19 protein-coding genes and 1 tRNA gene are annotated in these 25,741 nt (G+C 62.6%); 4 read left to right on the forward strand and 16 right to left on the reverse strand.

Annotated features, from left to right (window positions below; translation table 11 throughout):
* Window positions 1–2 precede the first annotated feature (2 nt).
* The 6 genes from NKL04_RS18720 to NKL04_RS18745 all read right to left on the reverse strand — a co-directional run bounded on the left by NKL04_RS18720 (window position 3) and on the right by NKL04_RS18745 (window position 5,500).
* Window positions 3–773, reverse strand: a complete 771-nt coding sequence (locus NKL04_RS18720) for a glutamine amidotransferase (RefSeq protein ID WP_023701796.1) — start codon at window positions 771–773, stop codon at window positions 3–5.
* 32 nt (window positions 774–805) lie between these two features.
* Window positions 806–1,894, reverse strand: a complete 1,089-nt coding sequence (locus NKL04_RS18725; protein WP_023701797.1) for a phosphotriesterase family protein — start codon at window positions 1,892–1,894, stop codon at window positions 806–808.
* A gap of 1 nt (window position 1,895) precedes the next feature.
* The gene (locus NKL04_RS18730) at window positions 1,896–2,906 is read right to left on the reverse strand and encodes an ABC transporter permease (RefSeq protein ID WP_023701798.1); all 1,011 of its coding nucleotides are present in this window, start codon (window positions 2,904–2,906) and stop codon (window positions 1,896–1,898) included.
* Window positions 2,903–3,703, reverse strand: coding sequence for an ATP-binding cassette domain-containing protein (locus tag NKL04_RS18735; protein ID WP_502896657.1), 801 nt, complete (start codon window positions 3,701–3,703; stop codon window positions 2,903–2,905). Before NKL04_RS18735 ends, NKL04_RS18730 begins: the two co-directional genes overlap by 4 nt.
* 95 nt (window positions 3,704–3,798) lie before the next feature.
* Window positions 3,799–4,740: an ABC transporter substrate-binding protein gene (locus tag NKL04_RS18740; RefSeq protein WP_023701800.1), complete on the reverse strand. Its 942-nt coding sequence runs from the start codon at window positions 4,738–4,740 to the stop codon at window positions 3,799–3,801.
* Window positions 4,741–4,882: 142 nt separating this feature from the next.
* Complete coding sequence (locus tag NKL04_RS18745; protein WP_023672469.1) at window positions 4,883–5,500, reverse strand: cupin domain-containing protein; 618 nt, start codon at window positions 5,498–5,500, stop codon at window positions 4,883–4,885.
* A gap of 178 nt (window positions 5,501–5,678) precedes the next feature.
* On the opposite strand from NKL04_RS18745, the gene NKL04_RS18750 reads away from it, so the two are divergent.
* The gene (locus tag NKL04_RS18750; protein WP_023701801.1) at window positions 5,679–5,888 is read left to right on the forward strand and encodes a hypothetical protein; all 210 of its coding nucleotides are present in this window, start codon (window positions 5,679–5,681) and stop codon (window positions 5,886–5,888) included.
* Window positions 5,889–6,340: 452 nt separating this feature from the next.
* Here NKL04_RS18750 and NKL04_RS18755 read toward each other — a convergent pair.
* Together NKL04_RS18755 and NKL04_RS18760 are read right to left on the reverse strand one after the other, a co-directional pair.
* Window positions 6,341–6,417 (reverse strand) — tRNA-His (locus NKL04_RS18755).
* Between the two features lie 346 nt (window positions 6,418–6,763).
* Window positions 6,764–7,222 (reverse strand): phasin, encoded by a 459-nt coding sequence (locus NKL04_RS18760; RefSeq protein ID WP_023701802.1) that lies wholly within the window; start codon window positions 7,220–7,222, stop codon window positions 6,764–6,766.
* A 310-nt stretch (window positions 7,223–7,532) separates the two neighbouring features.
* Between NKL04_RS18760 and NKL04_RS18765 the strand changes: the two genes are divergently transcribed.
* On the forward strand, window positions 7,533–11,552 hold the full coding sequence (locus NKL04_RS18765; protein ID WP_023701803.1) for a PAS domain S-box protein: 4,020 nt from the start codon (window positions 7,533–7,535) through the stop codon (window positions 11,550–11,552).
* 264 nt (window positions 11,553–11,816) lie between these two features.
* Here the strand turns inward: NKL04_RS18765 and NKL04_RS18770 are convergent, their stop codons facing one another.
* Window positions 11,817–13,787 (reverse strand): acetoacetate--CoA ligase, encoded by a 1,971-nt coding sequence (locus NKL04_RS18770; RefSeq protein WP_023701804.1) that lies wholly within the window; start codon window positions 13,785–13,787, stop codon window positions 11,817–11,819.
* A 366-nt stretch (window positions 13,788–14,153) separates the two neighbouring features.
* Here NKL04_RS18770 and NKL04_RS18775 point away from each other — a divergent pair, with 366 nt between their 5' ends.
* Complete coding sequence (locus tag NKL04_RS18775; protein WP_023681868.1) at window positions 14,154–16,007, forward strand: AsmA family protein; 1,854 nt, start codon at window positions 14,154–14,156, stop codon at window positions 16,005–16,007.
* Window positions 16,008–16,049: 42 nt separating this feature from the next.
* On the opposite strand, the gene NKL04_RS18780 is transcribed toward NKL04_RS18775, so the two are convergent.
* From NKL04_RS18780 to NKL04_RS18810, 7 genes are all read right to left on the reverse strand, one after another.
* Window positions 16,050–16,868 (reverse strand): ABC transporter permease, encoded by an 819-nt coding sequence (locus NKL04_RS18780; RefSeq protein WP_023669326.1) that lies wholly within the window; start codon window positions 16,866–16,868, stop codon window positions 16,050–16,052.
* The gene (locus NKL04_RS18785) at window positions 16,865–17,830 is read right to left on the reverse strand and encodes an ABC transporter permease subunit (protein WP_031195899.1); all 966 of its coding nucleotides are present in this window, start codon (window positions 17,828–17,830) and stop codon (window positions 16,865–16,867) included. The genes NKL04_RS18780 and NKL04_RS18785 overlap by 4 nt, the downstream gene beginning before the upstream one ends.
* 9 nt (window positions 17,831–17,839) lie before the next feature.
* The gene (locus NKL04_RS18790; RefSeq protein WP_023697298.1) at window positions 17,840–18,979 is read right to left on the reverse strand and encodes an ABC transporter ATP-binding protein; all 1,140 of its coding nucleotides are present in this window, start codon (window positions 18,977–18,979) and stop codon (window positions 17,840–17,842) included.
* A gap of 83 nt (window positions 18,980–19,062) precedes the next feature.
* Window positions 19,063–20,160 (reverse strand): polyamine ABC transporter substrate-binding protein, encoded by a 1,098-nt coding sequence (locus tag NKL04_RS18795; protein WP_023689323.1) that lies wholly within the window; start codon window positions 20,158–20,160, stop codon window positions 19,063–19,065.
* A gap of 426 nt (window positions 20,161–20,586) precedes the next feature.
* Window positions 20,587–21,540 (reverse strand): DMT family transporter, encoded by a 954-nt coding sequence (locus NKL04_RS18800; RefSeq protein WP_023689324.1) that lies wholly within the window; start codon window positions 21,538–21,540, stop codon window positions 20,587–20,589.
* A gap of 160 nt (window positions 21,541–21,700) precedes the next feature.
* Entirely contained in the window at window positions 21,701–22,600 is a 900-nt protein-coding gene (locus NKL04_RS18805) for a DUF2167 domain-containing protein (RefSeq protein WP_031193251.1), read from the reverse strand.
* 149 nt (window positions 22,601–22,749) lie between these two features.
* Window positions 22,750–24,177 (reverse strand): helix-turn-helix domain-containing protein, encoded by a 1,428-nt coding sequence (locus NKL04_RS18810; RefSeq protein ID WP_023701807.1) that lies wholly within the window; start codon window positions 24,175–24,177, stop codon window positions 22,750–22,752.
* A 248-nt stretch (window positions 24,178–24,425) separates the two neighbouring features.
* On the opposite strand from NKL04_RS18810, the gene aceA reads away from it, so the two are divergent.
* Window positions 24,426–25,715 carry an isocitrate lyase gene (aceA, locus tag NKL04_RS18815; RefSeq protein ID WP_023701808.1) on the forward strand — a complete coding sequence of 430 codons (1,290 nt, stop codon included), beginning with the start codon at window positions 24,426–24,428 and terminating at the stop codon, window positions 25,713–25,715.
* The last annotated feature ends 26 nt before the right edge of the window (window positions 25,716–25,741 follow it).

Genomic DNA, 25,741 nt, shown 5'->3' on the forward strand with positions numbered 1-25,741 from the left:
GGCTAATCCCTGGCCGTTGCCCAGCCTAGCATCTGTTCGAACAACGTCTTGTAGCCATTCCAGGCGATGAAGCCCGGCGGCAGCCAATGCGGCCCTACATCCGAGGTCCAGGCGACAGTGCGGCCCCGGCCATATTTGCCGGCCACCAGCAGTGGCAGCGAACGGTAGTCGGAGGACACGGTGGCGAGAACTTCCGAACCGTCCTTGACCGTGACCTCGTTGAAGCCAAGCAGGATCGGCCAATCGTTGCCTAGGCCCTTGAGGATCGGATGGGTCTGCGGGCCGACGACGACCGGCGCATAGCCTTCTGGAACCTCGACACGGTCGTCCACCGGCAGGCACATGACCGGCAGAACGTCCTCAACCGGCGTCTTGTGATAGCGCGCGCCGCCATTGATGCCCTGAAAGCTGTAATAGCCGCCGAACATCAACAGGCCGCCGCCATTGCCGACATAGTCGCGCAACAGGCGCAGCCGGTTCGGCGTCGGTTTGGAGTGGATCCAGGTATCGGGGTGAAGCAGCAGCGTGTTGGCCCCAAGATCGGAGAGCACGACCGCGTCATAGGCCGAAAGCGCTTCCATGGTCTGCGGGAAGTTCCGCTGTGCCTCATGCGCCGGCATGAAGGTGACGTCGAACAGGCTGTCCTTCAGCGCGGCCAGCAACTCATCGGCACCGGTGTGATATGTCACGGTGGGAAACTGATCGAAGCCTTTGATGTGGGTCGCGGTCGAGACCCAGGACTCGCCTGCGAGAAGAACCTTCTTCCTGGACATGTAGTCTCCCTATCTTGTTTTGGAGCCGCGGCTCAGAGGCCCTCGGCGAACACAGTCTTTGGATTGTCGATGAGCATCGTGTCGATTGCCGACTGCTCGACACCATGGCGTTTCAGTCTCGGCACGAAATGCTTGAGGATGAAGCCGTAGCCGAAACCGCCGAAGCGGGTCAGCATGATCTTGAGAAAGACGTCCTGCGACAGCAGAATCCTGTCGAGCAGTCCCATATCGATCAGCGAGCGGATCGCCCGCGCATTCTGCTCGTCGGACGGCGACTGCGCATCCTGGTCGGCATAGTAGAAATCCATGCCGATCATGTCGTATTCCAGGAAGGCGCCACGCGCGGCGAGGCTTTGCTGGTAGGCAAGATCGTTGTGGCTGGGGTTCATGTGGCAAAGCACCGTATGCCGGAGATCGGCGCCTTCTGCCTCGACCACGTCAAGCACATCATGCGCCAGCCGCTCCCAGCCGGGCAGATGAATCGTCAGCGGCACGCCGGTCATCTTGGCCGCACGGGCGGAGGCCCGCAGCGACTTGCGCTCCTCGTCGGTAAAATCCTTGCTGACGCCAACCTCGCCGATGATGCCGGCAATGATTTCGGGCTGCGCCGACCCGCCGCCGACATCATTGACGAGGAATTCGGTGACATCGTCGACGTCCATCGCTTTCAGCCAGTCGGGATGGGTGTGCTGCAGGTAGAAGCCCGTCCCCATGACAATCCGCAATCCCGAGGCACGGGCGATGCGCGCCAGCTTCACCGGATCGCGGCCAATGCCAATGTTGGTCGCATCCACCATGGTATGGCCGCCGAGCGCCCGGTATTTCGCCAACTCCGAAAGGGCTAGGTCGCTGTCGTCGAGCGAGACGTTGTCGCGGTTCATGTAGGGGTTCATCCGCAACTCGCCGATGATCTCCATGCTGACCGGCTGCTCGGCGATCTTCTTCTCGTCGGGATGGCAAGGGCATTTCCACGACGTCGCGCCATCGAGCAGTATGTGTTCATGCATCAGCGTCACGCCCATATCGGCAATCGCAACCGGGCCGGTAACGGTCATCACCGTGCCGGAGCGAACACCGATCGGTGCCCGTTCCCTTGGCTTGTCGTCGAACAGATGATCCATGTCAGCGGCTCCGCGTTGCGCCCTTGAACAGCCGGAAATTCAGCCAGATGGCAACGAGGATGATTGTGCCGGTAACGATCGGCGTCAGGAAGGGCGACATATGCGCAAGGATCAAGCCGTTGCCGATGACCGCGACGGTCAACGCGCCGAGCACAGTGCCGATGATCGTACCGCGCCCGCCGAACAGACTGGTGCCGCCAAGCACCACGGCGGCGATGACATCAAGCTCGAAACCCTGGCCGGCATTCGACGAGCCGGAACCGAGCCGGGCGGCGAGGATGATGCCGGCCACCGCCGCCGCCATGCCCGACAGGATGTAGACGAAGAGCGTCATGAAGCGCGTATCGACACCGGCTCGGCGCACGGCCTCTGTATTGGCGCCGATGCCGGTGACATAGCGGCCGAACGGCGTCTGGTTGAAGGCGAGATAGGCAATGATCAGCACGACAAGGGCGAGCAGCGCCGGTACCGGCACGCCGAGAAACCAGGCCCTGCCGATGTTGACGAAGAAGCTGGTCGGTTCGACCGGGATCGAATAGCCGCCGGTGATCAGCAACGCCACGCCGCGGATGACGGAGAGCCCGGCAAGGGTGACGATGAAGGGCGGTATCCGCTCGTAGGCGATGAAGAAGCCGTGCAAGGCGCCGATCGCAGCACCAAGCGCCAGCATGGCGATGACGACCAGCGGCCATGGCAGGTCGGCCTGCAGGAAAACCGCCGACAGCGTTGCCGTCAGCGCCAGCACGGAGCCGACCGAGAGGTCGATGCCGCCGGTGGTGATGACGAAGGTCATCGCGGCCGCAACGATCAGCAGCGGCGCCGACTGGCGCGCGATGTTGAGCAGATTGGGCGTCGTCAGGAAGGAACCGGTGATCAGCGAGAAGACCACGCAGACGACGATGAAGAACAGCGCAATCGAGACGACGCTGCCATTGGCTAACGCCACATCCTTCCACGTGCTGTTGTGAGCGCGTTTGGGCGAGGCGTCAACACCGGCGGAGGTAACGTTCATGGTTGGACCCCCTCATCGCGGCTTGCGCGGGCCGAGCGCGCGGTGAATTTGCGGCCGACGATCAGGTTGACGACCTCCTCGATGCTGGTCTCGCCGATCTTGCGCTCGGCGACTTTGCGGCCTTCGTACATGACCTGGATACGATCGCAGACCAGGAACAGATCCTGCAGGCGATGGGTGATGAGGATGACGCTGACGCCCCGGGCGCTGACGGCGCGGATGAGTTCCAGAACCGCCTCGACTTCCGCTACCGCAAGGGCGGCCGTCGGCTCGTCCATGATCAGCACCGACGGATCGAAGGAAGCCGCGCGGCCGATGGCGATCGACTGGCGCTGCCCACCGGAGAGGTTTTCGACCTTGAGCTTGGTATCGGCAATGACGATGCCGAGCCGGTCGAGCATCTGGCGCGTCTCGCCATGCATGCGCTTGTTGTCGAGAAAGGGGACGCCGAGAACGCGGCGACGCGGCTCGCGGCCGAGGAAGAGATTGCCCGCCACATCCACCGTGTCGCAGAGCGAAAGGTCCTGGTAGACCATCTCCACCCGCGCGGCGCGGGCATCGGCCGGCGACGAGAAAGACACCGCCTTGCCATTGATCTCGATGGTGCCGGCATCAGGAATGACCGCGCCGGACAGCACCTTGCTCAAGGTGGATTTGCCGGCGCCATTGTCGCCGACCAGACCGAGCACTTCGCCAGGCTTCAGGTTCAGCGAGACATCGTCCAGCGTCTGGATAGGGCCGTACCGTTTGGAAATACCGGTCATCCTGACGCGGTAGGTCTCGCCATCGCTCATCATGGTTCCAATTCTCTGGGCGCGACATGTTCAATTGGTCGCCGGGCTGCGCAGGCAACCCTCGGGTCAATGCGCAGCCCAGCGGTCCGGGGAGGATACTACTTGAACATGTCCTTGAACTGGCCGACATTTTCCTTGGTCACGATGGTGATCGGAACGTTGATGATCGGGTCAATCTTCTCGCCCTTCTTGAGCTTGACGAAAGCTTCGATGGCAGCCTTGCCTTCACCGGCCGGATCCTGCTGGACGACAGCGACCACCCAGCCCTCTTCGAGACCCTGCACCGCCGACTTGGTCAGGTCCCAGCCGAACACCTTGACGTCGCCCGTACGGGCCTGGCTGGAGACGGCGGAAACCGCGCCGAGCAGAGCCGGCTCGCCGGTCGCGTAAAGCGTCGTCATGTCAGGATTGGCGGTCATCAGGTTTTCGGAGGCGGACAGGGCGACGTCCTGGACGTTCTGGCCGTCGACCGTGTCGAGGAAGGTGACCTTCTGGCCGCTGTCGGTGACAGCCTTCTTGAAGCCGTCGAGGCGCTGGTTCTGGATAAACGAATTGAGCGCGCCAACGACGCCGATCTTGGCGGTGCCGCTCAGCTTAGTCTTCACGTATTCGGCGTAGAACTTGCCGATATCCTCGCCTGCCTTGGTGTTGTCAACGCCGACGAAGGCGACGTTGTCGCCATTTGGGATCTGCGCGTCAATGGCGATGACCGGAATGCCGGCGGCTTTGGCCGCGGTGATGGCCGGCTTCACACCGTTGACATCGATGGCGACGAGAATGATGCCGTCGACCTTCTGGGTGATATAGTTCTCGATGGCGTCGTTCTGCGCGCTTGGTACATTGTTGGCGTTGAAGATGACGAGGTCCACGCCGGCAGCCTTTGCGGCAGCCGTTGCGCCGTCATTGATCTGGTTGAAGAACAGGGCCTGCTGGTTGATGGTCACCAGCGCATAGGTCTCGGCCATGGCGGAAGCAGAGCCGAGGGCGAGGGTCATGGCGATGGCTGCGGCGCAGCCTGAAAGGATCTTGGTAAGACGCATTCCGGTTCCCCTTGGTTTTCTCGAAAAGGCCCTTGATCGGGCTCACCTGGCGCCTGAGCGCATAGCTATAATTCAAGATACTTGATTCCTTGTCAAGTGACTTGAATTAGCATCAACGAAGAGAAATGAGCGGCTCGCCCGATCAGAATGTCGCGGGCGTGTTGACCCAGAAAATGCTGGCGCGTTCGTCGCCGACATTGCGGTACCAGTGCGGCAGTTCGGAATTGAAGACGAAGGAATCGCCGGCCGACAGGCGAAACGTCTTTTCGCCGACCATCAATTCGATCGCACCTTCCAGGAGGTAGCCGACTTCCTCGCCAGCGTGCTGGATCGGGCCGGCGCTCTCACCTCCCGCCTCGATGTGATGGATGTTGCACTGCAGGAGATGGCCGGGCGAATACGGAATGACGCGCTCGAGCGAAATGCCTTCGCCGCGCCGAAGCGGATCGAGCGCGATCAACGGCCGCGATCCAGCCCGAAAGACGATGCCTTCCTCACCATCGGATTCCTCGAACATCCAGCCAATGTTGGTGCCAAGCACCTCGACAAGCCGGTGCAGCATGGGAAGCGAGGGCGAGACCTTGCCGTTCTCGACCTTGGAAAGCAGGCTTTCAGAGCAGTTCGCGGCGGCAGCTAGCGCCTTCAAGGTCAGCCCACGCGTCTGCCGGGAGAGTTTCAACCGTATGCCGAGCCGCAGAAGGCTGGTGGCGGTCGAGCGCTCGTCGCCGCCCTTGCTGTTTTGGGTGTCCATCTTGTTCATTTGGGGACGCGAACATCTCCGCTGGTTGGGCTGACTCGTAAAACTGATCCCAGGCGTTGTCCATCCTGTGAAAAACGGACGATGCATCCAATCGACTCGGCTGGGCTTTTCAAAACCATCATCCCCGACCAAACGCTACGACGCCTTCGTGATTCATTGCGGTTGAAAGGAGACCGCGATGGGCAAGCCGCTACCGCTTGAGTTGCGTCAGCGCGTTGTGCGTATGTCGATGAGGGGCATGGTCACCGCGAGGCAGCGCGCCATTTCCGCGTTTCGCCTGGCTTGTGAACAAGACGCACTCTGCCAAGCTCTCGGCGATATCTGCCACCTGTTCGAGCCAGCTGAATGCAGAAACTTCTTCAAGGTTGCCGGATACGAGGCTAATTAATCGTGACACGCTTTAGCTGAGCGTGAGCAAGGACGGAGGCTGGTTCAGCCCATCGGGACGGCGGCGACCACCCATCTCCTGAAGCCGCAGATCGGCCGGCTGCCGAACGGCATCGATCTCTCCAACAGCGTCGAGAACGAGTATCTGTGCCTTAAGCTACTGCAAGCGTTTGGCGTTTCCGCCGCCCAGGCGCAGATCGCTGACTTACCGATGGTGATGTGGCGGGTGCTCCGATCGTGCGCTCGACCCTCTGCAGGATCGTGTCGAGCGGCTCGGCGACCAGAATCTCGGCAAGCGGCCGATAAACGAACCCCAGCGATTCGGCGCGCTTGATCGCTTGGCGGTATCGGGCGCGCGCCCCGTGTGGATTTTCGCCCAGCATCAAAGCGCAACCAGGACGAAGCGTTCGCCAAAATTTTCCAGTGAATTCAAGCGCTTATCGGGAAGGTCGGTGGTACCGTTGGCTGGGATCGAACCAGCGACCTCCGGATCCACAATCCGGCGCTCTAACCATCTGAGCTACAACGGCACGTTCGCCTGAGCCAGATCGTGGTGAAAATTCATTCTCCGAGATCCGCTCTGTCGTTCGGCGATGCGTCCAATACGGTCTATCAGAGACTAATTCAAGGCCTTTGATAAGGCAAAGCCGGTTCTGCCAACAGGCGCCGGTTTCTTCGGCAAAAGAAAAAGGCCGGCGGGAGGAGGTGCCGGCCTTTTCCTGTTACGAGCCAGCGGGAGGAGGTGCTGGCTGGTCACCCCGGAGAGCAGAGGGAGGAGGTTCCACTCGCCGGGTATTCATTTGGACAACTCTATCGCACACCTATTTGTCTGACGAAATGCGACGTTTTGATGCATCGCAGAGTTGTGCGCAATTATTAGGCGGCCTTGATGTCCTTCAGGGCCTTCTCGAAAGCGGTCTTGACCGGCTTGGAGACGTCTTCGGCAGCCTTCGAAGCAACAGCCTGGAAGCCCTTGGCCTGCTCGACGGTGGTCTCGACGCGCTTGCGCAGGAAGGCGGTCTGCAGTTCGACCACTTCCGACAGCGACTTGGCGCCGATGAGGGCCTCGAGATGCGAGAAGCCGGCTTCGGCATTGGCGCGCAGAGCGGCGATGGTCTTGAGCGACAGGTCGCTGGAAACGGTCTTGGCAGTCTCGAAGGTCGATTCCAGGACTTTCTGGGTCTCTTCGGCGCCGGTCTTCAGCTTGGAGTAGGCTTCCTTCGACTGCTCGACCCCCTTTTCGGCGAAAGCGCGGATCTGGTCGGTTGCCTTGGAAGCGTCGAAGCTCGGGAATTCGACGTTTTCGATGGTCTCAGCGGTCTTGGCCTTGGTCATTTTCCATCCTTTCGGGGTAGCGGCTTTGACAAAAAGCCGTCTCGTTCATGTATGATGGCAATATAGCGGTTTTTTTGTGCGATGCAATATCTTTGTTGCAGTGCACCATAAATTTCTTCCCATGCGTCACCCAAGAGGTTATCCAGGGGTATTCCGAGAGGCTGTTAACCAAGTGGCCAGAGATTCCACCTGCTTCCCGCGATGGCTTGTGGACCTTCGCCGCGCGGGCTTTTATTAACAAAGCGTTAACTGCAAATTGCCCGCCTTGTAGGTTCGCCAAGAGGTTTCACCGAAAGGGTCCGCCAAGCGCATGCCTTCCGAGAACTACTCTTTCCTCGATGTCGCCGTGCTTGATGCGGTTCGCCAGCGCTTCGCCGCCGGCGACGCGATCGCGATTCTGTCGGCCGACCTCGAACAGGTGATCTGGGCCAACGGCCCGGGCGCTGCGGTGTTCGGCTATCCCGATATCGAGGCCATCATCGGCGCTTCGGCACAGCTGCCGCTGATCGCCAGGCGTCAGATCATGGCGACCGCGGGCTTCCCGCAGATCGGCAGCGACCGCGCCATTACGGTACGGCTGGCGACCGGCATCACCAGCCGCGCCGTCGGCTTTCTGGCCAGTGCGGTGACGATGCCGGACGGCGAAAGCGCCATCATGCTGGTGGTGCCGGCAGCGCAGGCCGGCTCGCGCAGTGCTGCCGAGATTACGGCCCGCGCGATCAGCGGCTTTACCGAAGACGGCCATTTCATCGCCTTTGTCGACGCCGCCGGCACTGTCGAGGCGGCTTCGGATGGCTTTGGCGCGCTCGCCATCCGGCCTGAGACGCTGGCCGCGCTTGTCGCCGACGTGGCGAGCCAGGACGACCGCATCGTCAAGCGGCTGGTCCCCGGCGGCGCCACGTCCTATCCGGCCGGCTTCGCGCGCCTGACCGAGTCCAGGCATCTGCTGGTGGTCATCGACGAGGATCAGCTCGGTGAGGAAAATCCTGTCGGCGAGCTGGATGCCGAACCTGCTGCAGCGCAGGTCGACGATGGCCCGGCGCAAGCCGCCGCGGAGAACGCGGTAACGGTGGATGCGGTGGCTGACCACCCCACCGCAAGCGGGGATCAGGGCGCCCCACTCGCGGCCGCACCTGATGTCGGGGAGACAGGTCCGGCTGCCACCGAGCATGATGCTTCGGCGTCCACCGATACAAAGGCGGACCATCGCGAGCAGACGACCGGCCGCGAGCAGGCGGCGAATGACAGCGCGCCGGCGCAACACGATCATTGGTACTTCCATGCCGGCGAAGAGCCGCAGGCGGGCGAGCCGGACAGCCCGGCGCAGGCCGAGCCGGACTCTGTTTCCCCGGCCGAGAGTGCGCAGTTGGACAGCAGTGCCGCTGCGCCCGCCCTGCCCTCTGACGCAGCCCCACCGGCTGCGCCTCCCGCCAAACGTGAGATCGACCGCTCGGCGCCGCCGCTGCGCTTCGTCTGGCGCACCGACGCCGAGGGCAAGTTCAGCGCGCTGTCGCCGGAATTCGGCGACATTGTCGGCAAAGCCGCCGCCGACGTGATCGGCCGCCGCTTCAAGGACGTCGCGACAATTTTCGGCCTCGACGCCTCGGGCGAGATCGCGGGCCTGCTTGAACGGCGCGACACCTGGTCGGGCCGCTCGGTACTGTGGCCGGTTGCCGGCTCCGACCTGAAGATACCGGTCGATCTGGCAGCACTGCCTGTCTATGGCCGCAGCCGCGCCTTCGAAGGTTTTCGTGGTTTCGGCGTCGCCCGCGCCGGCGATGCGGTGGTCGATCCGGAAGCAATCGGCACGGCGCTGGTCCCCAATGGCGCGCCAGCGGCAGCAGCCGAGCCGGCGCCGGAACAGCCCGTGGCGGAACAGCCCGTGGCGGAAGCTCCCAGGGCGGCCGATCCGTTCGAGGGCGAAGTGCCGGCGCTGACCATCGTGCCGAAGCAGGAACGTCGTTTTGCCGACAAGGTCATCCGGCTGGCCGAGCATCGGCAGCCCGCCAACGACAAGCAGCCGACAAGCGAGAGGGGCCTGTCGACGCTGGAGCGCAGCGCTTTCCGCGAAATCGGCGAGCGGCTGAAGAAGGACAATCCCCCGCCGGAGCAGCCGGAGACTGCCAAGCAGGCCGAACCGGCCAATCCGGATCAGGTAACGCCAGACCAGGCCAAGGCAGATGAGCTCAAGCCGGATCATGTCGAGGCGAACCAGGCTGAAACAGCCGCGCCAGCCCGGCGGCCCGCCGAGGTCTCGAGTCCGGGCGAAGCCGGCCCGGCTGCCGTGGCTGAACCATCGGCAACCGCACCCGAAAATGAAACGGCTGAGGCCGAACCGCCGGAAAGCGATGCCGAGGACGAAAAGGATCTCGCGCGGCTTGACGGCGAGCAGCCGGTCGACGGCCTTGCGGACGGCGAAGCAGGCGAGGCGAAGGCGCCGACAGTGTCGCGCTCCCTGCTCGACTATGCCGATCCCGAACCAGGCTCCGTCACCGAAAACAGTACGGAAGCAACGTCGTCCAACGACGAACCTGCGCCGGCTTCCGAACCGGATGATACGCAAGCCCAAGAGATCGTCGAGGCCGCAGAGCCACAGCCGGTTGTTGCCGAGACGCCGGCCAATGCCGGTGAAGACGACAGCATGACGTCGGCCGATTTCCGCGATGCCGAGGACAATGAGGATTGGGCGCCGTCCGACGAGGCGACTGACTCGGCCGTGGAAGACGGGGACAAGGCCGGCGATGCGGACACAGTGCCGGCAGACCCACAGCGCTTGAAAGTGCCGCCGCTCAAGCTTGAGGGGTTCATGCCTTCGGCATTCTCGGCCGGAGATGAACACAAGGCCCCTGACACGTCGATCCTCGGCAAGCTGCCGGTGCCGCTGCTCATCCATTCGGGCGACGAGCTTCATTACGCTAATGAGGAATTCCTCGGCCTGACCGGCTATGACACGCTTGAGGACCTGAGCGACGCCGGCGGGCTCGACGCGCTGTTTGCCGATCCCTATTCAGAAACGGCCGGCGAAAGCGACCACACACTCAAACTGAAGACGCGCGAGGGCCAGGAATTTCCGATCGAAGCCATTTTGCGTTCGGTGCCGTGGCGCGCCGGCAAGGCGCTGATGCTGGTGGTGCGACGTACCGGCGATAACGAGCCGCCGATGGTTGCGCATCTCGCAGCCGAGGAGCAGACGCAGCCCGATGTCTCCGAACTCAAAGCGCGCATTGCCGAGATGCGCACCATCATCGACACCGCGACCGATGGTGTGGTGTTGATCGGCCGCGACGGCGACATCCGCTCGATCAGCCGGCCGGCCGAGGCGCTGTTCGGCTTCGACAGCGACGACGTCACCGGTAAACCGTTCGCCTCGCTGTTTGCCATCGAAAGCCAGCGCGCGGCGCGCGACTATCTGAACGGCCTGTCCGAGCCCGGCGTGGCGAGTGTGATGAACGATGGCCGCGAGGTGATCGGGCGCGAGGCGCAAGGGCGCTTCATCCCGCTGTTCATGACCATCGGCAGGCTGCCCAATGACAGCGGCTTCTGCGCCGTGGTGCGCGACATCACGCAGTGGAAGCGGGCCGAAGAGGATCTGACCCAGGCGCGCGCGGTGGCCGAGCGCGCCTCCTCGCAGAAGACCGATTTCCTCGCCCGCATCAGCCACGAGATCCGCACGCCGCTCAACGCCATTATCGGCTTTTCCGAGCTGATGGTGGACGAGAAGTTCGGCCCGGTAGCCAATGACCGCTACCGCGACTATCTCAGAGACATTAACCGCTCGGGCAACCATGTGCTCGATCTCGTCAATGACCTCCTCGACATTTCGAAGATCGAGGCCGGCCAGCAGGAAATGGACTACGAGGCGGTGTCGCTCAACGATACGCTGGCCGAGACGGTGGCGATGATGCAGCCGCAGGCCAACCGCGAGCGTGTCATCATTCGCTCCAGCTTCGCCTCGCGACTGCCGGAAGTCGTCGCCGACCTCAGAAGCGTGCGCCAGATCGCGCTCAACATCCTGTCCAACGCCATTCGCTATACGCAAGCCGGCGGACAGGTGATCGTGTCGACCGCCTATGAAACCTCCGGCGACGTTGTCATGCGGGTGCGCGATACCGGCATTGGCATGAGCCATGCCGAGATCGAGCAGGCGCTGAAGCCATTCAAGCAGATCAATGCGCTGAAGCGCGGGCGTGGCGACGGCACCGGTCTCGGCCTGCCGCTGACCAAGGCGATGGTGGAAGCCAACCGCGCCCGCTTCACCATCACCTCGACGCCGGGCGAAGGGACGCTGGTCGAGGTCGCCTTCCCGTCGACGCGGGTGCTGGCCGAATAGGGCCGGCCATTCCCGGGCGAGAATCCCGGACAAAGAAAAGGCGTCCAACAGGACGCCTTAAATGGGATTTGCTGTCACAACGGGGGCTTGAGCGAATCTGATCCTCAGGGGACGAGGAACGGGATTTCTCCCTCAAGTTACGTGCGACTATCGACGCCGGGCCTTAACAACTCCTTACCGGCCGTCCAAAAAATTTACGAATGTGTACCACTCATGAAATCTAGGTAAATTCGACCGACATATCTGGTTAACCATCCCGCCGCGTCACTCAGCCAGCTGCGGCAGGTTCCTGAACAGCTCCAGCGCCTCTGGATTGGCCAACGCTTCCTTGTTCTTGATGGCGCGGCCATGCACCACGTCGCGCACTGCAAGCTCGGTGATCTTGCCCGATTTGGTGCGCGGAATGTCGCTGACGGCGACGATCCTTGCCGGCACGTGGCGCGGGCTGGCGCCGCTGCGGATCTTGGAACGAATGCGCTTTTCCAGATCCTCGTCCAGCGTCACGCCGGCGGCCAGCCGCACGAACAGCACGACGCGGACGTCATTGTCGAAATCCTGACCGATGCACAGCGCCTCAAGGATCTCCGGCATCTGTTCGACCTGATTGTAGATCTCCGCCGTGCCGATGCGCACACCCCCCGGATTGAGCGTCGCGTCGGAACGGCCGTGGATGATCATGCCGCCATGCGCGGTCCATTCGGCGAAGTCGCCGTGGCACCAAACATTGTCGAAGCGCTCGAAATAGGCGGCCTGGTATTTCTTGCCCTCAGGATCGTTCCAGAAGCCGATCGGCATCGACGGGAACGCTTTTGTGCAGACCAGCTCACCCTTTTGCTCGCGGATCGGCTTGCCGTCATCGTCCCATACATCGACGGCAAGGCCGAGGCCGGGACCCTGGATCTCGCCGGTCCAGACCGGTTGCGTCGGTACGCCGAGCACGAAACAGGAGACGATGTCGGTGCCGCCGGAAACCGAGGCGAGATGTACGTCCTTCTTGATGCCGTCATAGACGAAGCGGAAATCCTCCGGCGACAACGGTGAGCCGGTCGAGGAAATAGCCCGCACACTCGACAGATCATGGCTGCGGATCGGCTTGAGCCCGGCCTTGCGTACGGAATCGATGAATTTGGCCGAGGTGCCGAAAAAGGTCATCTTCTCGGCATCTGCGAAGCTGAACAGCACATTGCCGTCGGGGTGGAAGGGCGAGCCGTCATAGAGCAGCAGCGTGGCGCCCGAGGCCAGGCCCGACACCAGCCAGTTCCACATCATCCAGCCGCAGGTGGTGAAGTAGAAGAAGCGGTCGCCTTCGACGAGCCCGGCATGCAGCCGGTGTTCCTTGACGTGCTGGACCAGCGTGCCGCCGGCCGAATGGACGATGCATTTGGGAACGCCGGTGGTACCTGACGAAAACAGGATGTAGAGCGGATGCGCAAACGGCAGCCGCTCGAACGTGACCGCTTTGGCGGCAAAGGGTGACAGCGCCTCTTCGAGCGCCACGGCCTTATCGATGACCGCGGCGATGTCACGCGAGGTACCGAGATAGTCGACGATCAGGACCTTGGCTACTGTTTCGAGCTTCGCTGCAACGGCAGCGATCTTGTCGGCGACCTCGATTGCCTTGCCATTGTACCAATAGCCGTCCGGCGCAATGAATATGACCGGCTCGATCTGGCCGAAACGGTCGAGCACGCCCTGCTCGCCGAAATCGGGGGAACAGGACGACCAGACCGCGCCGATGGAGGCGGCCGCCAGCATGGCGGCGACGGTTTCCGGCATGTTGGGCATCATCGCCGCGATGCGGTCGCCCTTTTTCACCTTGAGCGACAGGAAAAGCTGCTGAAAGCGCGAGGTCAGCTGGTGCAGTTCGCTCCACGACAGCCGCCGCTCGATCTTGTCCTCGCCGCGAAAGACGATCGCGTCACCGGAACCGGTCTTCTTCAGCAGGTTCTCGGCGAAGTTCAGCGTCGCTTCGGGAAAGAACGATGCGCCGGGCATCTTGTCGCCATCGACGAGCACGGGCTCGCCCGCATCGGTCCCTTTGTCGCCGACAATGCCGCAAAAGTCCCACAGCAGGCTCCAGAAGCCCTCGCGATCCTCGACCGACCAGCGGTGCAGTTCGGCGTAGGAGGCGAAGGATGTGCCGCTTTTGGCCGCTGCTGCCTTCATGAACGCGGTCAGTGGTGCTGCGTCGATCTGGTCTTGCGTCGGGGTCCAGAGCGGTGCTTCGGCAGCCATTATCGATCCTCCTTGAAGCCCGTCGCGTCGCAAGATAGATATGCTTTTGTTTTGATGCACGTCGTTGTCCCGGAACCGCTGCACTCTTCCGGGCGACATGCACTAGCCTCAGCTTTACAGGCGCGCTGTCCCAAAAACGCCGCGCCTCGTAGCAGGCTGAAGCTGCATCGCTTATGCCTACCACCGTGCGGCAGAGCAAGATTTTGTTCCGCTAAACTCGGCCATGTGTGCGCAATTGCCATCGCCGGGCCATAAAGACTTGAAATGCCTCAGCCCTAAGTCGTAGTGACGACTGGAAGGCGTGGTGACGACTGGCGGTTACACCCGTCAGACGATTTTTATCGGAATGAAAGCAACCGGGGCAATATGCCATCACCTTTGATCCGGCGCGGAATATGGGCGATCGGCGTTGCCGTGCTCGTCATCGCGCTGGTCGTCGCCGCTCTGCCGCTGATTGCCTCGACCCGGATCGTGCGCGATCGCATTGCCTGGGAGATGAGCGCGTGGAGCGGATTCAGGGTCACCATCGCCGGTTCGCCGCGCATCGAGGTGTGGCCGAAGTTCCGCGCCATATTGAGCGACGTCACGCTGTCGCAGTGGACCGAGACCGACGCGCCGCCGGTGATCGAGGCCGAACGGGTCGAGGTCGACCTTTCGGCCATGGCGGCGCTGCAGGGCGATGTGGTGTTTTCGACGGCGCGGCTGGTGCGGCCGACGATCCGGGTCCAGCGCGCCGCAAACGGCATATTCCTGCCCGCCATACCAACGGGCGGACGCATCACCCGCTCCATCGACACGGCGCGCGGCGTGGTCAACGCCGATCCGACGAAGCCGGATCTGAGCAAGCTGCCCGCCGATCCGTTCGGCACCGTGGAATTCAGGGACGGCCGTATGGTCGCCTCCGTCGGCGGCAAGGACGTCGAATTGCTGACCAGCCTGTCCGGCCAGGCGAGCTGGGCAGCGATGAACAGCAACGCGACCTTGTCGGCGACCGGAATCTGGCGCGGCGAGAGCGTCACCGTCGATGCCGCCTCGCCCAAGCCGCTGGTGCTGTTTGCCGGCGGCGCCGCACCGGTCACGTTTTCGTTCAAGGCAGCGCCGGCCAGCTTCTCGTTCGACGGCACGGCCAGCATGTCGCAAAACGCCTATTTCGATGGCCAGGCGAAATTCGCCGCGCCCTCGCTGCGGCGCGTGCTGGAATGGTCGCAGGCCGGCATTGCTCCTGGTACGGCGATCGGTTCGGTCTCGATTTCGAGCAAGATCACGGCGACCGCCGGCCGCGTCAAATTCGAAAACACCGCGGTGACGCTCGACAACAACCCGGGAATGGGGGCGCTGGATTTTTCGTTCGGCGACGCCTTGCCGGTGATATCAGGCACACTCGCCTTCGATACGCTCGACCTCAGGTCGCTGTTTTCGGCCTTCACGCCGCTGGCGCCGACCGGCGAGACCGGTCCCGGCGAAATCGACACCAGCTTCGCCGACCGGATCAATCTCGATCTGAGGCTGTCAGCGGCGCATGCCTCGGCCGGCGCAATCCAGCTTGCCGACGTCGCCGCCACGGCGCAGGTGAAGAACGGGCTTGCCGTCTTCGATATCTCCGATGCGTCGGCCTTTGGCGGCAACGTGCAAAGTAGCCTGCGTTTCGACCGCAAACCGGAGGGCTCGCAGGTCGAGATCCGGCTGCTCGCCTCCGACATTGACGGCGCCGCTTTCGGCACCGCGGCCGGAATGACGCGGCTGGTGCCGGCCAGCACCGGCACTGTCTCGGTCATTCTCAAAGGGCCGGGCAAATCCTGGGACTCGATCTTCGAGAACGCGGACGGCTCGGTCTCTGCGACGTTCGGGCCGGGCGCGCTGAGCGGGCTCAATTTGCCGGCATTTCTGAAGCACACGGAACAGGGCGGCTTCTTCGCGCTCGACGACGTCTCGGACGGGACACTGCCGATGGACGGCGCCGAGCTCAAGGCCACCATCTCGAAGGGTGTGGCAAGGCTGGACAAGGCCGAGGCCAATTCGGCGAAATACAAGGTCTGGCTGTCCGGCATCGCCTCTTACGGCGGACGCGGGCTGGCGCTTTCGGGGGGTGTCACCCAGGCCGACCCGGCAGCGGCACCGGTCAATGGCCAGCAGGGATCCAACCAGTCGTCATTCTTCGTCGGCGGCACCTGGAGCACGCCGTTCATCTCGCCGATCAGCCGCGGCGTCTCAGGCGAATAGGCGGACCCTTACCGGGACCGCCCTATCCCTCGTTTGACGCAATCAACCGCGCTGCGCGGCCTGTTCGTCGAGCTGGCGTTGCACCTCACGCCGCTTGTTGGCGACCGAAGCGATGATGACGCCTACCGCCACGACGGCGATCAGGATGGTGCAGGCGGCGTTGATTTCCGGCGTCACGCCGAGACGCACCTGGCTGTAGATCTTCATCGGCAGCGTGGTGGCGCCAGGCCCGGAGGTGAAGGAGGCGATGACCAGGTCGTCAAGCGACAGGGTGAAGGCCAGCATCCAGCCGGAGACGATGGCCGGCATGATGACCGGCAGCGTGATCTGAAAGAAGGTCTTTACCGGCGTTGCGCCGAGGTCCAAGGCAGCTTCTTCCAGCGAACGATCGAACGACACCAGGCGCGACTGCACGACGACAGCCACGAAGCACATGGTCAAGGTGATGTGAGCAAGCGTCACGGTCAGGAAGCCACGGTCGAGACCGACGGCAACGAACAGCAGCAACAGCGACAGGCCGGTGATGACTTCCGGCATGACCAGCGGCGCAAACACCATGCCGGAAAACAGGATGCGGCCGCGGAAGCGGGTGTAGCGGGTCAAGGTCAGTGCTGCCAGCGTGCCGAGCACGGTTGCCACAGTGGCGGAGATGACACCCACACGCGCGGTCACCCAGGTGGCGTCCATCAGCCCCTGATTGTGGAACAGCGAGGCATACCATTTGGTCGAGAAGCCGCCCCAGACGGTGACCAGCTTCGACTCGTTGAAGGAGAAGACGATGAGCAGCACGATCGGCAGATAGAGAAAGGCAAAGCCCAGCACGACCGAGGTGACGTTGAAGCGGCTCCAGGTGGCGTTCATTTGTCCTGCTCCTGGGCGCGTGCCTGGGCCTGCTGGAAGAGCATGATCGGCACGATCAGGAGCAGCAGCAGGATGACGGCGACGGCCGACGACACCGGCCAGTCACGGTTGGCGAAGAATTCATTCCACAAGGTCTTGCCGATCATCAGCGTCTGCGAGCCGCCGAGCAGATCGGGAATGACGAACTCGCCAACCGCTGGAATGAACACCAGCAGGCAGCCGGCGATGACCCCGGGCAGCGACAGCGGGAACGTGATCTTCCAGAAGGCTGATGTCGGCGGGCAGCCGAGATCCTTTGCCGCCTCGATCAGCGAGTAATCCATCTTTTCCAGCGACGAATAGAGCGGCAGCACCATGAATGGCAGGTAGGAATAGACGATGCCGATGAAGATCGCCGTGTAAGTGTTGAGGATGATCAGTGGCTGATTGATGATGTGCAGCGACAACAGCATCTGATTGAGCAGACCCTCGGGCTTGAGGATGCCGATCCAGGCATAGACGCGGATCAGGAACGACGTCCAGAACGGCAGGATAACCAGCATCAGCAAGGTCGGACGGATCGTCGCCGGCGCGCGGGCCATGCCGTAGGCGATCGGGAAGCCGACGAGCAAGGTCAGGATCGTCGAGACAGCAGCGATGATAACACTGGTCACGTAGGCTTTGAAGTAAAGCGCGTCCTGCGTTAGCCAGACATAATTGTCGACGCTGAGTTCGCGGAAGCGGACAAAGAACCCGGACACGCCGTCCCTGAAATCGAGCGCCGGCGTGTAGGGCGGCATGGCGATCGCCGACTGCGACAGCGAAATCTTGAAGACGATGATGAACGGGATGAAGAAGAAGAACAGCAGCCAGAGATAAGGCACGATGATGACGAGCCGGCTGACAAAGCCGGCACCGAGCCGCATCAGGAACGGTTTGGCCGCGGCCGATGGACCGGCGTCGGTGAGTGCAATGTTGGACATGGCCGCCCCCTACCGTGTCAGCACGACGCCGGCATCCGGCCGGAAGGAGACCCAGGCGCGGTCGTTCCAGGTCAGCGGGTCCTCGGTGACTCGCGCCGCGTTGAGCGCGCTTGCCCTGATGATCTGCCCGTCATCCAGCCGGATGTGGTAGACGGTCATGTCGCCGAGATAGGCAACGTCGTAGACCTCGCCCTCAAGCGCATTGACTGCGTCGGCCGGTTTCTTCGACGACACCTTGATCTTCTCCGGCCTGATGGCGAAGACGATGTCGGAACCGGCCTTTGTATCGGTGCTGTTTTCGACGACGATCTGGGCCCCTGTCGCGCCGGTAATGCGCGTGGTGTTTGCCGCACGCTCGGCGACCTTGCCTTCGAACATGTTCACATTGCCGACGAAGTGGGCAACGAAGCGTGAGCTCGGCGCCTCATAGACTTCCGCCGGCGTCGCCACCTGCATCACCTCGCCCTTGTCGATGATGGCGATGCGGTCGGCCATGGTCATCGCCTCTTCCTGGTCGTGGGTGACGACGACGAAGGTAAGGCCGAGATTTTGCTGCAGGTCCATCAGCTCGAACTGCGTTTCCTCGCGCAGCTTCTTGTCGAGCGCGCCGAGCGGCTCATCGAGCAGCAAGACTTTTGGCCGCTTGGCAACCGAGCGGGCGAGCGCGACGCGCTGGCGCTGGCCGCCCGACAATTGGTGCGGCTTGCGCTTGGCGAACTGCTCTAGCTTCACCAGCTTCAGCATCTCGGCGACGCGCTTTTCGATATCCGGTCCCGGCATGCCTTCCTGCTTGAGGCCGAAGGCAATGTTCTTTTCCACGCTCATATGCGGGAACAGCGCATAGGACTGGAACATCATGTTGACCGGGCGGCGGTAGGGCGGGATGCCGCGCAAGTCCTGGCCGTCGAGAAGGATACGGCCGGCGGTGGGCTCCTCGAAGCCGGCAAGCATCCGCAGCAACGTCGACTTTCCGCAGCCCGACGCGCCGAGCAGGGCGAAGAACTCGCGCTCGAAAATGGTCAGCGACAGATTGTTGACGGCGGTGAAGTCACCGAACTTCTTGGTGACGTTCTCGAATTGGATATATGGCTTGGCGTTCGGGTCGTTCCATGGCGCGAAATCCCTGCGGATGCTGCCAAGCGATTTCATGTCCCACTCCGTCCTATTTTTTTGCTTCTTGCCCCAGAGAAGAATGGTCCCGGCAGGTGGCTGCCGGGACCATGTCGCATTGCTTACTGGCCGGTGACGATCTTGGTCCAGCTGCGCGTGATCAGGCGCTGGGTCTTGGGATCGTAGGGCTGGACCGTATAGAGCTTTTTCAAGGTCTCGGCGTCCGGATAGACCGCCGGATCATCCAGCAGCGCCTTGTCGACGAACTGCTGCGAAGCCTTGTTGCCGTTGGCGTACAGCACATAGTTGGACGACTTGGCGATCACTTCCGGCTTCATCATGTAGTTGAGAAATTCGAGTGCCTCGGCGGCATGCGGCGCATCGGCGGGAATCGCCATCTGGTCGAACCACATCTGGGCGCCTTCCTTGGGCACGGAATAGCCGATCTCGACGCCTTGCTTGGCCTCGACCGCGCGGTTGCGCGCCTGGAAGACGTCACCCGACCAGCCGACCGCCAGGCAGATGTCGCCGTTGGCGAGCGCGTTGATGTATTCGGACGAATGGAATTTGCGGATATACGGCCGCACCTTCAGCAACGTCTCCTCGGCCTTTGCGATGTCGTCAGGTGAGGTGCTGTTCGGATCGAGGCCGAGATATTTGAGCGCCGCTGGGATGATGTCGGCCGGCGAGTCCAGCACATAGACGCCGCAATCCTTCAGCTTGGCCAGGCTGTCGGGATTGAAGAAAATATCCCAGCTGTCGATCTTGTCGGTGCCGAGTGCAGCCTGCACCTTCTTGATGTTGTAGCCGATGCCGACCGTGCCCCACATGTAGTTGATCGAATATTCGTTGCCCGGATCGTATTTGGCGGTGCGCTCCGAAACCGTGTCCCACATGTTGGAAATGTTGGGCAGCTTCGACTTGTCGAGCTTCTGGAACACGCCGGCCTGGATCTGGCGGGCCAGGAAGTTGCCGCTGGGCACGACGACGTCATAGCCGCTGCCGCCGGCAAGCAGCTTGGTTTCGAGGATTTCATTGGAATCGAAGGTGTCGTAGACGACCTTGATGCCGGTCTCCTTGGTGAAGTCGTCAATGATCGAACTGTCGATGTAATCCGACCAGTTGAAGACGTTGACGACGCGATCCTCGGCATGGCCGCCGACGGCGAAAAGCGTCAGAAATGCCGAGGTTGCCGAAAGCCAGAGCGCTTTGCGGATCATGCTGTTCTCCTTTGATGAGTGTTCCTTCGCCAAGTCGTCGCTGTTCGAGCGCGATTGGGCATTTGCTTCAGAGTATTGAGCTTTCCGGGCAGCCACAAGCATGAACTGCCGGCGCCATCCGGGCGGTTCGACGAGCGGCAGATGATGGCTCTGTGTGCCCGCATGGCGGGCGCGCTGACGCCGTCAGAGGCTTTCGCCGTGGCGCGGGCAGGGATACGACGCTGTGGTCCGGTCTTGGTCCGACCGGCGGGGACACTTGGCAAGATAAGCCTGTCTTGTTGTTGCCGTGCCCCCAGCCTGCCCGTGCCGCAGCAAGGTTGTCAATGGCCCGCGCGGGGAAGCTCGGTCAATAGGGCGTGCGGCTTCGCTAATTGGGGAAAGACGGGCGTAATTAGGGAAGACGGGCTCAACCAAGGGAAAGGCGGGTCAATTAGGGGATGGCAGGCCGGTGGTCCCCGGCCGTGCAGGTCTCGCCTGGCGCTTGAATTCAAGCGCGATATGGACGAGCAGCGCGGCGACCACCACCGCGCCGCCGATGATGGTGCGCACCGAGGGCACCTCGCCATGAACGAGCCAGACCCAGATCGGTCCGAGGATCGGCTCGAACGTGCCGAGGAGTGCTGCGATCGCCGCCGGAACCAGCCTCGCGCCGGTGGCGAAGAAGGCAAGGCCCAGGCCGAGATTGATGACGCCGAAGGCAAACAGGAAAGCCATGTCGTGGGCCGACGTGGCAAACTGCGTGGCTTGCGATGCGGCGAAAGCCGCTGCCAGCATCGTGCCGAGGCACGTCGCCGGCGTCATGCGCACATGGGCGAAGCGCCGGGTGATGACGGTGGCAATCGAGAACATGACGGCGATCAGCAGCGACAGCCCGTCGCCGATGGGCGATACGGCGCCGTCGAGCGATTCCGACACCATGATGGCGACGCCGGCGATGACGGCGGCGATCGCCACCCAGGTCGCGACGGCGACGCGTTCGCGAAACAGCACCCAGGCAAGCAATGCCGCCAGCAGCGGCACACCGGCCTGCATCAACAGGATATTGGCAACGGTGGTGTAGGCGAGCGCGACAACGAAGCACGTCGACGCCGTGGCGAAACAGACGGCCACGGCAAGGCCGGGCAGGCCCATGTCGCGAAACAGCCGCAACATGCCGCGCCAGCCGTCGCGCCAGGCCATGAAGCAAATCAGGAACACAGCCGCCCACAGGGAGCGCCAGAACACCACCGTCCAACTGTCAGCGGTGTCGATGAAGCGGGCGATGGTGCCGCCAAAGCTCCACATCAGCGCCGACAGGAACACCAGCAGCAAGCCGACCCGCTCTTCGCGCGGCGAGACGATCGGCGATGCGGCGATTGGAGAAGATGCGGTATCGGTCATGGGGCGCGACTGTCGGCTATCTCGGGGCGGCATGATGCACAATGGACGACAGAAACGTGCCGCATTCTCTAGCGCATAGGCTACCGCCGGAGGTGATCCAGCCCGGCATTCCCTTTGGCGCACCGCCAACCGGCAGCCATACGGGCAAACACCGCCGTTTCTAGGACGTGCCCTTGTTGCCGCGGATAAAGCGCCAAAGACCGGCCAACGGTACCAGCAGCAGAATGCCGAACTTTTTCAGGGCGATGAGCGCGACCGCAATCAGGCCGGCCTTTGCCGCGAGTTTTCCAGCGATGAGGCCGCCAATGCCAACCGCGGCGACCGTGTCGGTGCCTGGCAGAAAATCGGTGTATTTCTTGCCGGTGTTGAAGTCCGCCACGCCCAGCACTTCGTCCAGGCTCTGCTTGATCTCCGGCAATTGTTCGACCGTAGCGATGTAGCTCATCACGAAGACGCCTTCCCGTCCGAGGAAACGGACGTCGTAATTGAGCGTGTGGACGGTATCGTCTCCGAACTGCAGTTCCTTGGCCCAGTGCAGCCGCTTGTGGACGAAATCATAGACCGGCGGCGAGGCCCAGCCGATCAGCTTGATCGGGGGAAAGCCGTCCTTCACCCGCTGATCGTTGGCCGACAATGTGTCCGCCTGCATGCTGCTCAGCAATTCGGTGTAGTCGATGGATGCGGCGTCGGCGTCATCGACATGGCCGATCTTTTCATAGCGCAATTCGATGCCCCAACCGTTGCCGGCGATGGGCTCGTACTTGGCCGGGAAGATCATGCCGATTGCTTCGGACGCGGTATCAGCCGGATTGCCCCAGGCCTCGGTCAGGACGGACGTCGCGTCCTTCTTGCCCAGAAAATAGAACTTGTCCTTGAGATCGAGATGGATGCCTTCGGGAAGGTCGACCGCGCCGGTCTTTGGATCGATCTTGTCCAGGAATGCCTTGCCGTCGTCACTATACTGTTGATAGTCCTTGAAGAATTCCGAGGATTTTTCTGCCAGAACAGGCCCCGCCAAAAGGGCAAGCGCCACGCCAAGCCACAAAGCTTTCCTGTTCATAAGCCGTCCCCCCTTGGCTGCCCTGCAGCTCACCTTCGATAGCGCAGCGCCGATGCTTAATCAATATTTGGTTCGGCGATGGTTCGGGCCGCGCTCTATTGCTTAGCGCAAACAGCTGCGGTCTTCCGCGACCTCCAGCCCGAGAAGCATCACTGGAAATCGAAGGCGCTCAGGCCCGTCACCATCTCGTCCAGGCCCAGCGGACGGGTCACCGGCGGCTCGGCGCGGGCGAGGCAGCCGATGCGTTCGCACAGCCGGCAAGCGGGACCGACCGGCGTGGCGGCGCCCTGTCCGGCCTTTGCCGGCAGCCCGGCGCCATAGACGGTCTCGTCGCGAAAGCCGATATCGCAGCCCAACAGCAGCGCGGTGCGGCGCGGGCGCTCGGAGAACGAACCCTGCGGCCCCTCGAGCGTGCGTGCGATGCAGAGGAACTCGGCGCCGTCGGGCATTTCCACCGCCTCGACCAGTATCTGGCCAGGCGAAGCGAAAGCGGCATGGACCGGCAGTTTCGGGCAGCCGCCGCCAAAGCGGCTTTGCGGAAAGCCCTGGCCGCCGGCCTTGCGGAAGCGGTTGCCGGCATTGTCGACCTCGAGCATGAAGAACGGCACTCCGGACAAGCCAGGACGCTGCAGCATGGTCAGGCGGTTCGCCGCCTGTTCGAAGGAGACGCCGAAACGCGAGCGCAGCACATCGATGTCGTAACGAGCCCGCACGGCGGCGGCATGAAATGCCTGATAGGGCATCATCAAGGCATTGGCGGCGTAGCGGCCGAACTCGAAGCGGGCGAGCCGACGGGCTTCGTCCGTACCGAGCTTCAGCGCCTGAATTTCGCCGGCGACAGCGACCGTCATGCGGATCAGGCAGGCCTCCATGGCGACTTCGCGCAACTGGTCGAACGGCGACAGCCGCTCCGATAGAAAAAGACGCTGCGAATGACGGTCATAACGGCGGCGCCAGTTCGGCATGGTGGCGACCGGCAGCACCTTGACGACGATGCCATACTCGCGCTTCAGCCACGCCTTCAGCGCGCCGAACAGATCGTCGCCGGGGTCGAGCACCGAGGTGAAGGCCTCGGCCTCCTCCTCGAGTGCTGCAAAATGGTTCGGCCGGCGCTCGAAAATCTCGTGCACTTCGTCGATCGGCAGCCGCGCACCGGACAGCGCCGTGGCGCGGCCCTCGCGCGCCAGAAGCTCGTTGAGATCGGACAGCCGCTCGGCCTGCTCGCGGTAAGCGCGAAACAGTTTTATCATCGCAGCCGATGCGTTGGGGGCTGCCTCGGCCAGTTCGATCAGTTCCTGGTCGCCCGGCAGCTCACCGGCAAGCAGCGGGTCGCCGAACACTTCCTTCAAGGCCGAGATCGACCCTCTCGCCTCACCCTGCAATTCATGCGGGTCGACCTTGTAGACAGAGGCCAGCTTCAGGATCAGTTGCACCGTCAGCGGCCGCTGGTTGCGCTCGATCAGGTTGAGATAGGACGGCGAGATGCCGAGCCCCTCGGCCATCGCCGTCTGGGTCAGGCCTCTGGCGATGCGGATGCGGCGGATGCGCGGCCCGGCGAATATCTTCTGGTCGGCCATCGGCTTTCCTTGACAGGAATTTACACGACTTGCGAGCGATGAACGGCGCACCATCTTTTACAATCATGACAGATTTACCGCGATAAGCAGTCAAACACAACACAGGTTTTCTCTTATTTTCTACCAGAAATAGCGGTTTTCCTCGCTCTCGTCGCGGCGCAGTGTAAATGATGTCACACACAGACGACGCACACTGTCCCAGGGCGCGGCGTTTCAAGACACTGACATCGATTGATCTGGAGTGACCAATGACTGATTTTTACAATCTTGTCCCATCCGCGCCCGAAGGCCGCTTCGACGGCATCGAACGAGCCTATTCGCCGGACGATGTGAAGCGGCTGCGCGGGTCGGTCCAGATACGCCAGAGTCTTGCCGAAATGGGCGCCAACCGGCTGTGGAAGCTCATCCACGAGGAAGACTTCGTCAATGCACTCGGCGCCATGTCGGGCAACCAGGCGATGCAGCAGGTGCGTGCCGGGCTGAAGGCAATCTATCTCTCGGGCTGGCAGGTCGCCGCCGACGCCAACACCGCGTCGGCCATGTATCCGGACCAGTCGCTCTATCCCGCCAATGCGGCGCCCGAACTGGTCAAGCGCATCAACCGCACGCTGCAGCGCGCCGATCAGATCGAGACCTCGGAAGGCAACGGCCTGTCGGTCGAAACCTGGTTCGCGCCGATCGTCGCCGATGCCGAGGCCGGCTTCGGCGGACCGCTCAACGCCTTCGAGATCATGAAGGCGTTCATCGAGGCGGGCGCTGCCGGCGTCCACTATGAGGACCAGCTGGCCTCTGAGAAGAAGTGCGGCCATCTCGGCGGCAAAGTGCTGATCCCGACCGCCGCGCATATCCGCAACCTCAACGCGGCGCGTCTGGCGGCCGACGTGATGGGCACGCCGACGCTAGTCGTGGCACGCACCGATGCGGAAGCGGCAAAGCTTCTGACCTCCGACATTGACGAGCGCGACCAGCCTTTCGTCGACTACGATGCCGGCCGCACGGTTGAAGGCTTCTACCAGGTCAGGAACGGCATCGAACCGTGCATCGCGCGCGCCATTGCCTATGCGCCGCATGCCGACCTGATCTGGTGCGAAACATCCAAGCCCGATCTGGCGCAGGCCAAGAAATTCGCCGAAGGCGTGCGCAGGCATCATCCGGGCAAGCTGCTCGCCTATAATTGCTCGCCGTCGTTCAACTGGAAGAAGAACCTCGACGACGCGACGATCGCCAAGTTCCAGCGCGAGCTCGGCGCCATGGGCTACAAGTTCCAGTTCATCACATTGGCCGGGTTCCACCAGCTCAATTTCGGCATGTTCGAGCTGGCCCGCGGCTACAAGGCGCGGCAGATGGCCGCCTATTCCGAGCTGCAGGAAGCCGAGTTCGCGGCCGAAGTCCACGGCTACACCGCGACCAAGCACCAGCGCGAGGTCGGCACCGGTTATTTCGACGCCGTGTCGATGGCGATCAGCGGCGGCCAGTCCTCGACCACCGCCATGCATGAATCGACCGAGCACGCGCAGTTCAAACCGGCGGCGGAATAACAGAAAACAACCAGAGGAAACGCCCA

The organism is Mesorhizobium sp. C264A (assembly GCF_040324515.1).
Taxonomy (GTDB): domain Bacteria; phylum Pseudomonadota; class Alphaproteobacteria; order Rhizobiales; family Rhizobiaceae; genus Mesorhizobium.

Coding starts and splice junctions, on each gene's coding strand:
- NKL04_RS18730 (WP_023701798.1), bottom strand. CDS start 2,906: ATGAACGTTACCTCCGCCGGTGTTGACGCCTCGCCCAAACGCGCTCAC.
- NKL04_RS18795 (WP_023689323.1), bottom strand. CDS start 20,160: ATGATCCGCAAAGCGCTCTGGCTTTCGGCAACCTCGGCATTTCTGACG.
- NKL04_RS18735 (WP_502896657.1), bottom strand. CDS start 3,703: ATGATGAGCGATGGCGAGACCTACCGCGTCAGGATGACCGGTATTTCC.
- NKL04_RS18725 (WP_023701797.1), bottom strand. CDS start 1,894: ATGGATCATCTGTTCGACGACAAGCCAAGGGAACGGGCACCGATCGGT.
- NKL04_RS18805 (WP_031193251.1), bottom strand. CDS start 22,600: ATGAACAGGAAAGCTTTGTGGCTTGGCGTGGCGCTTGCCCTTTTGGCG.
- NKL04_RS18785 (WP_031195899.1), bottom strand. CDS start 17,830: ATGTCCAACATTGCACTCACCGACGCCGGTCCATCGGCCGCGGCCAAA.
- NKL04_RS18770 (WP_023701804.1), bottom strand. CDS start 13,787: ATGGCTGCCGAAGCACCGCTCTGGACCCCGACGCAAGACCAGATCGAC.
- aceA (WP_023701808.1), top strand. CDS start 24,426: ATGACTGATTTTTACAATCTTGTCCCATCCGCGCCCGAAGGCCGCTTC.
- NKL04_RS18780 (WP_023669326.1), bottom strand. CDS start 16,868: ATGAACGCCACCTGGAGCCGCTTCAACGTCACCTCGGTCGTGCTGGGC.
- NKL04_RS18775 (WP_023681868.1), top strand. CDS start 14,154: ATGCCATCACCTTTGATCCGGCGCGGAATATGGGCGATCGGCGTTGCC.
- NKL04_RS18765 (WP_023701803.1), top strand. CDS start 7,533: ATGCCTTCCGAGAACTACTCTTTCCTCGATGTCGCCGTGCTTGATGCG.
- NKL04_RS18790 (WP_023697298.1), bottom strand. CDS start 18,979: ATGAAATCGCTTGGCAGCATCCGCAGGGATTTCGCGCCATGGAACGAC.
- NKL04_RS18810 (WP_023701807.1), bottom strand. CDS start 24,177: ATGGCCGACCAGAAGATATTCGCCGGGCCGCGCATCCGCCGCATCCGC.
- NKL04_RS18720 (WP_023701796.1), bottom strand. CDS start 773: ATGTCCAGGAAGAAGGTTCTTCTCGCAGGCGAGTCCTGGGTCTCGACC.
- NKL04_RS18740 (WP_023701800.1), bottom strand. CDS start 4,740: ATGCGTCTTACCAAGATCCTTTCAGGCTGCGCCGCAGCCATCGCCATG.
- NKL04_RS18760 (WP_023701802.1), bottom strand. CDS start 7,222: ATGACCAAGGCCAAGACCGCTGAGACCATCGAAAACGTCGAATTCCCG.
- NKL04_RS18800 (WP_023689324.1), bottom strand. CDS start 21,540: ATGACCGATACCGCATCTTCTCCAATCGCCGCATCGCCGATCGTCTCG.
- NKL04_RS18745 (WP_023672469.1), bottom strand. CDS start 5,500: ATGAACAAGATGGACACCCAAAACAGCAAGGGCGGCGACGAGCGCTCG.
- NKL04_RS18750 (WP_023701801.1), top strand. CDS start 5,679: ATGGGCAAGCCGCTACCGCTTGAGTTGCGTCAGCGCGTTGTGCGTATG.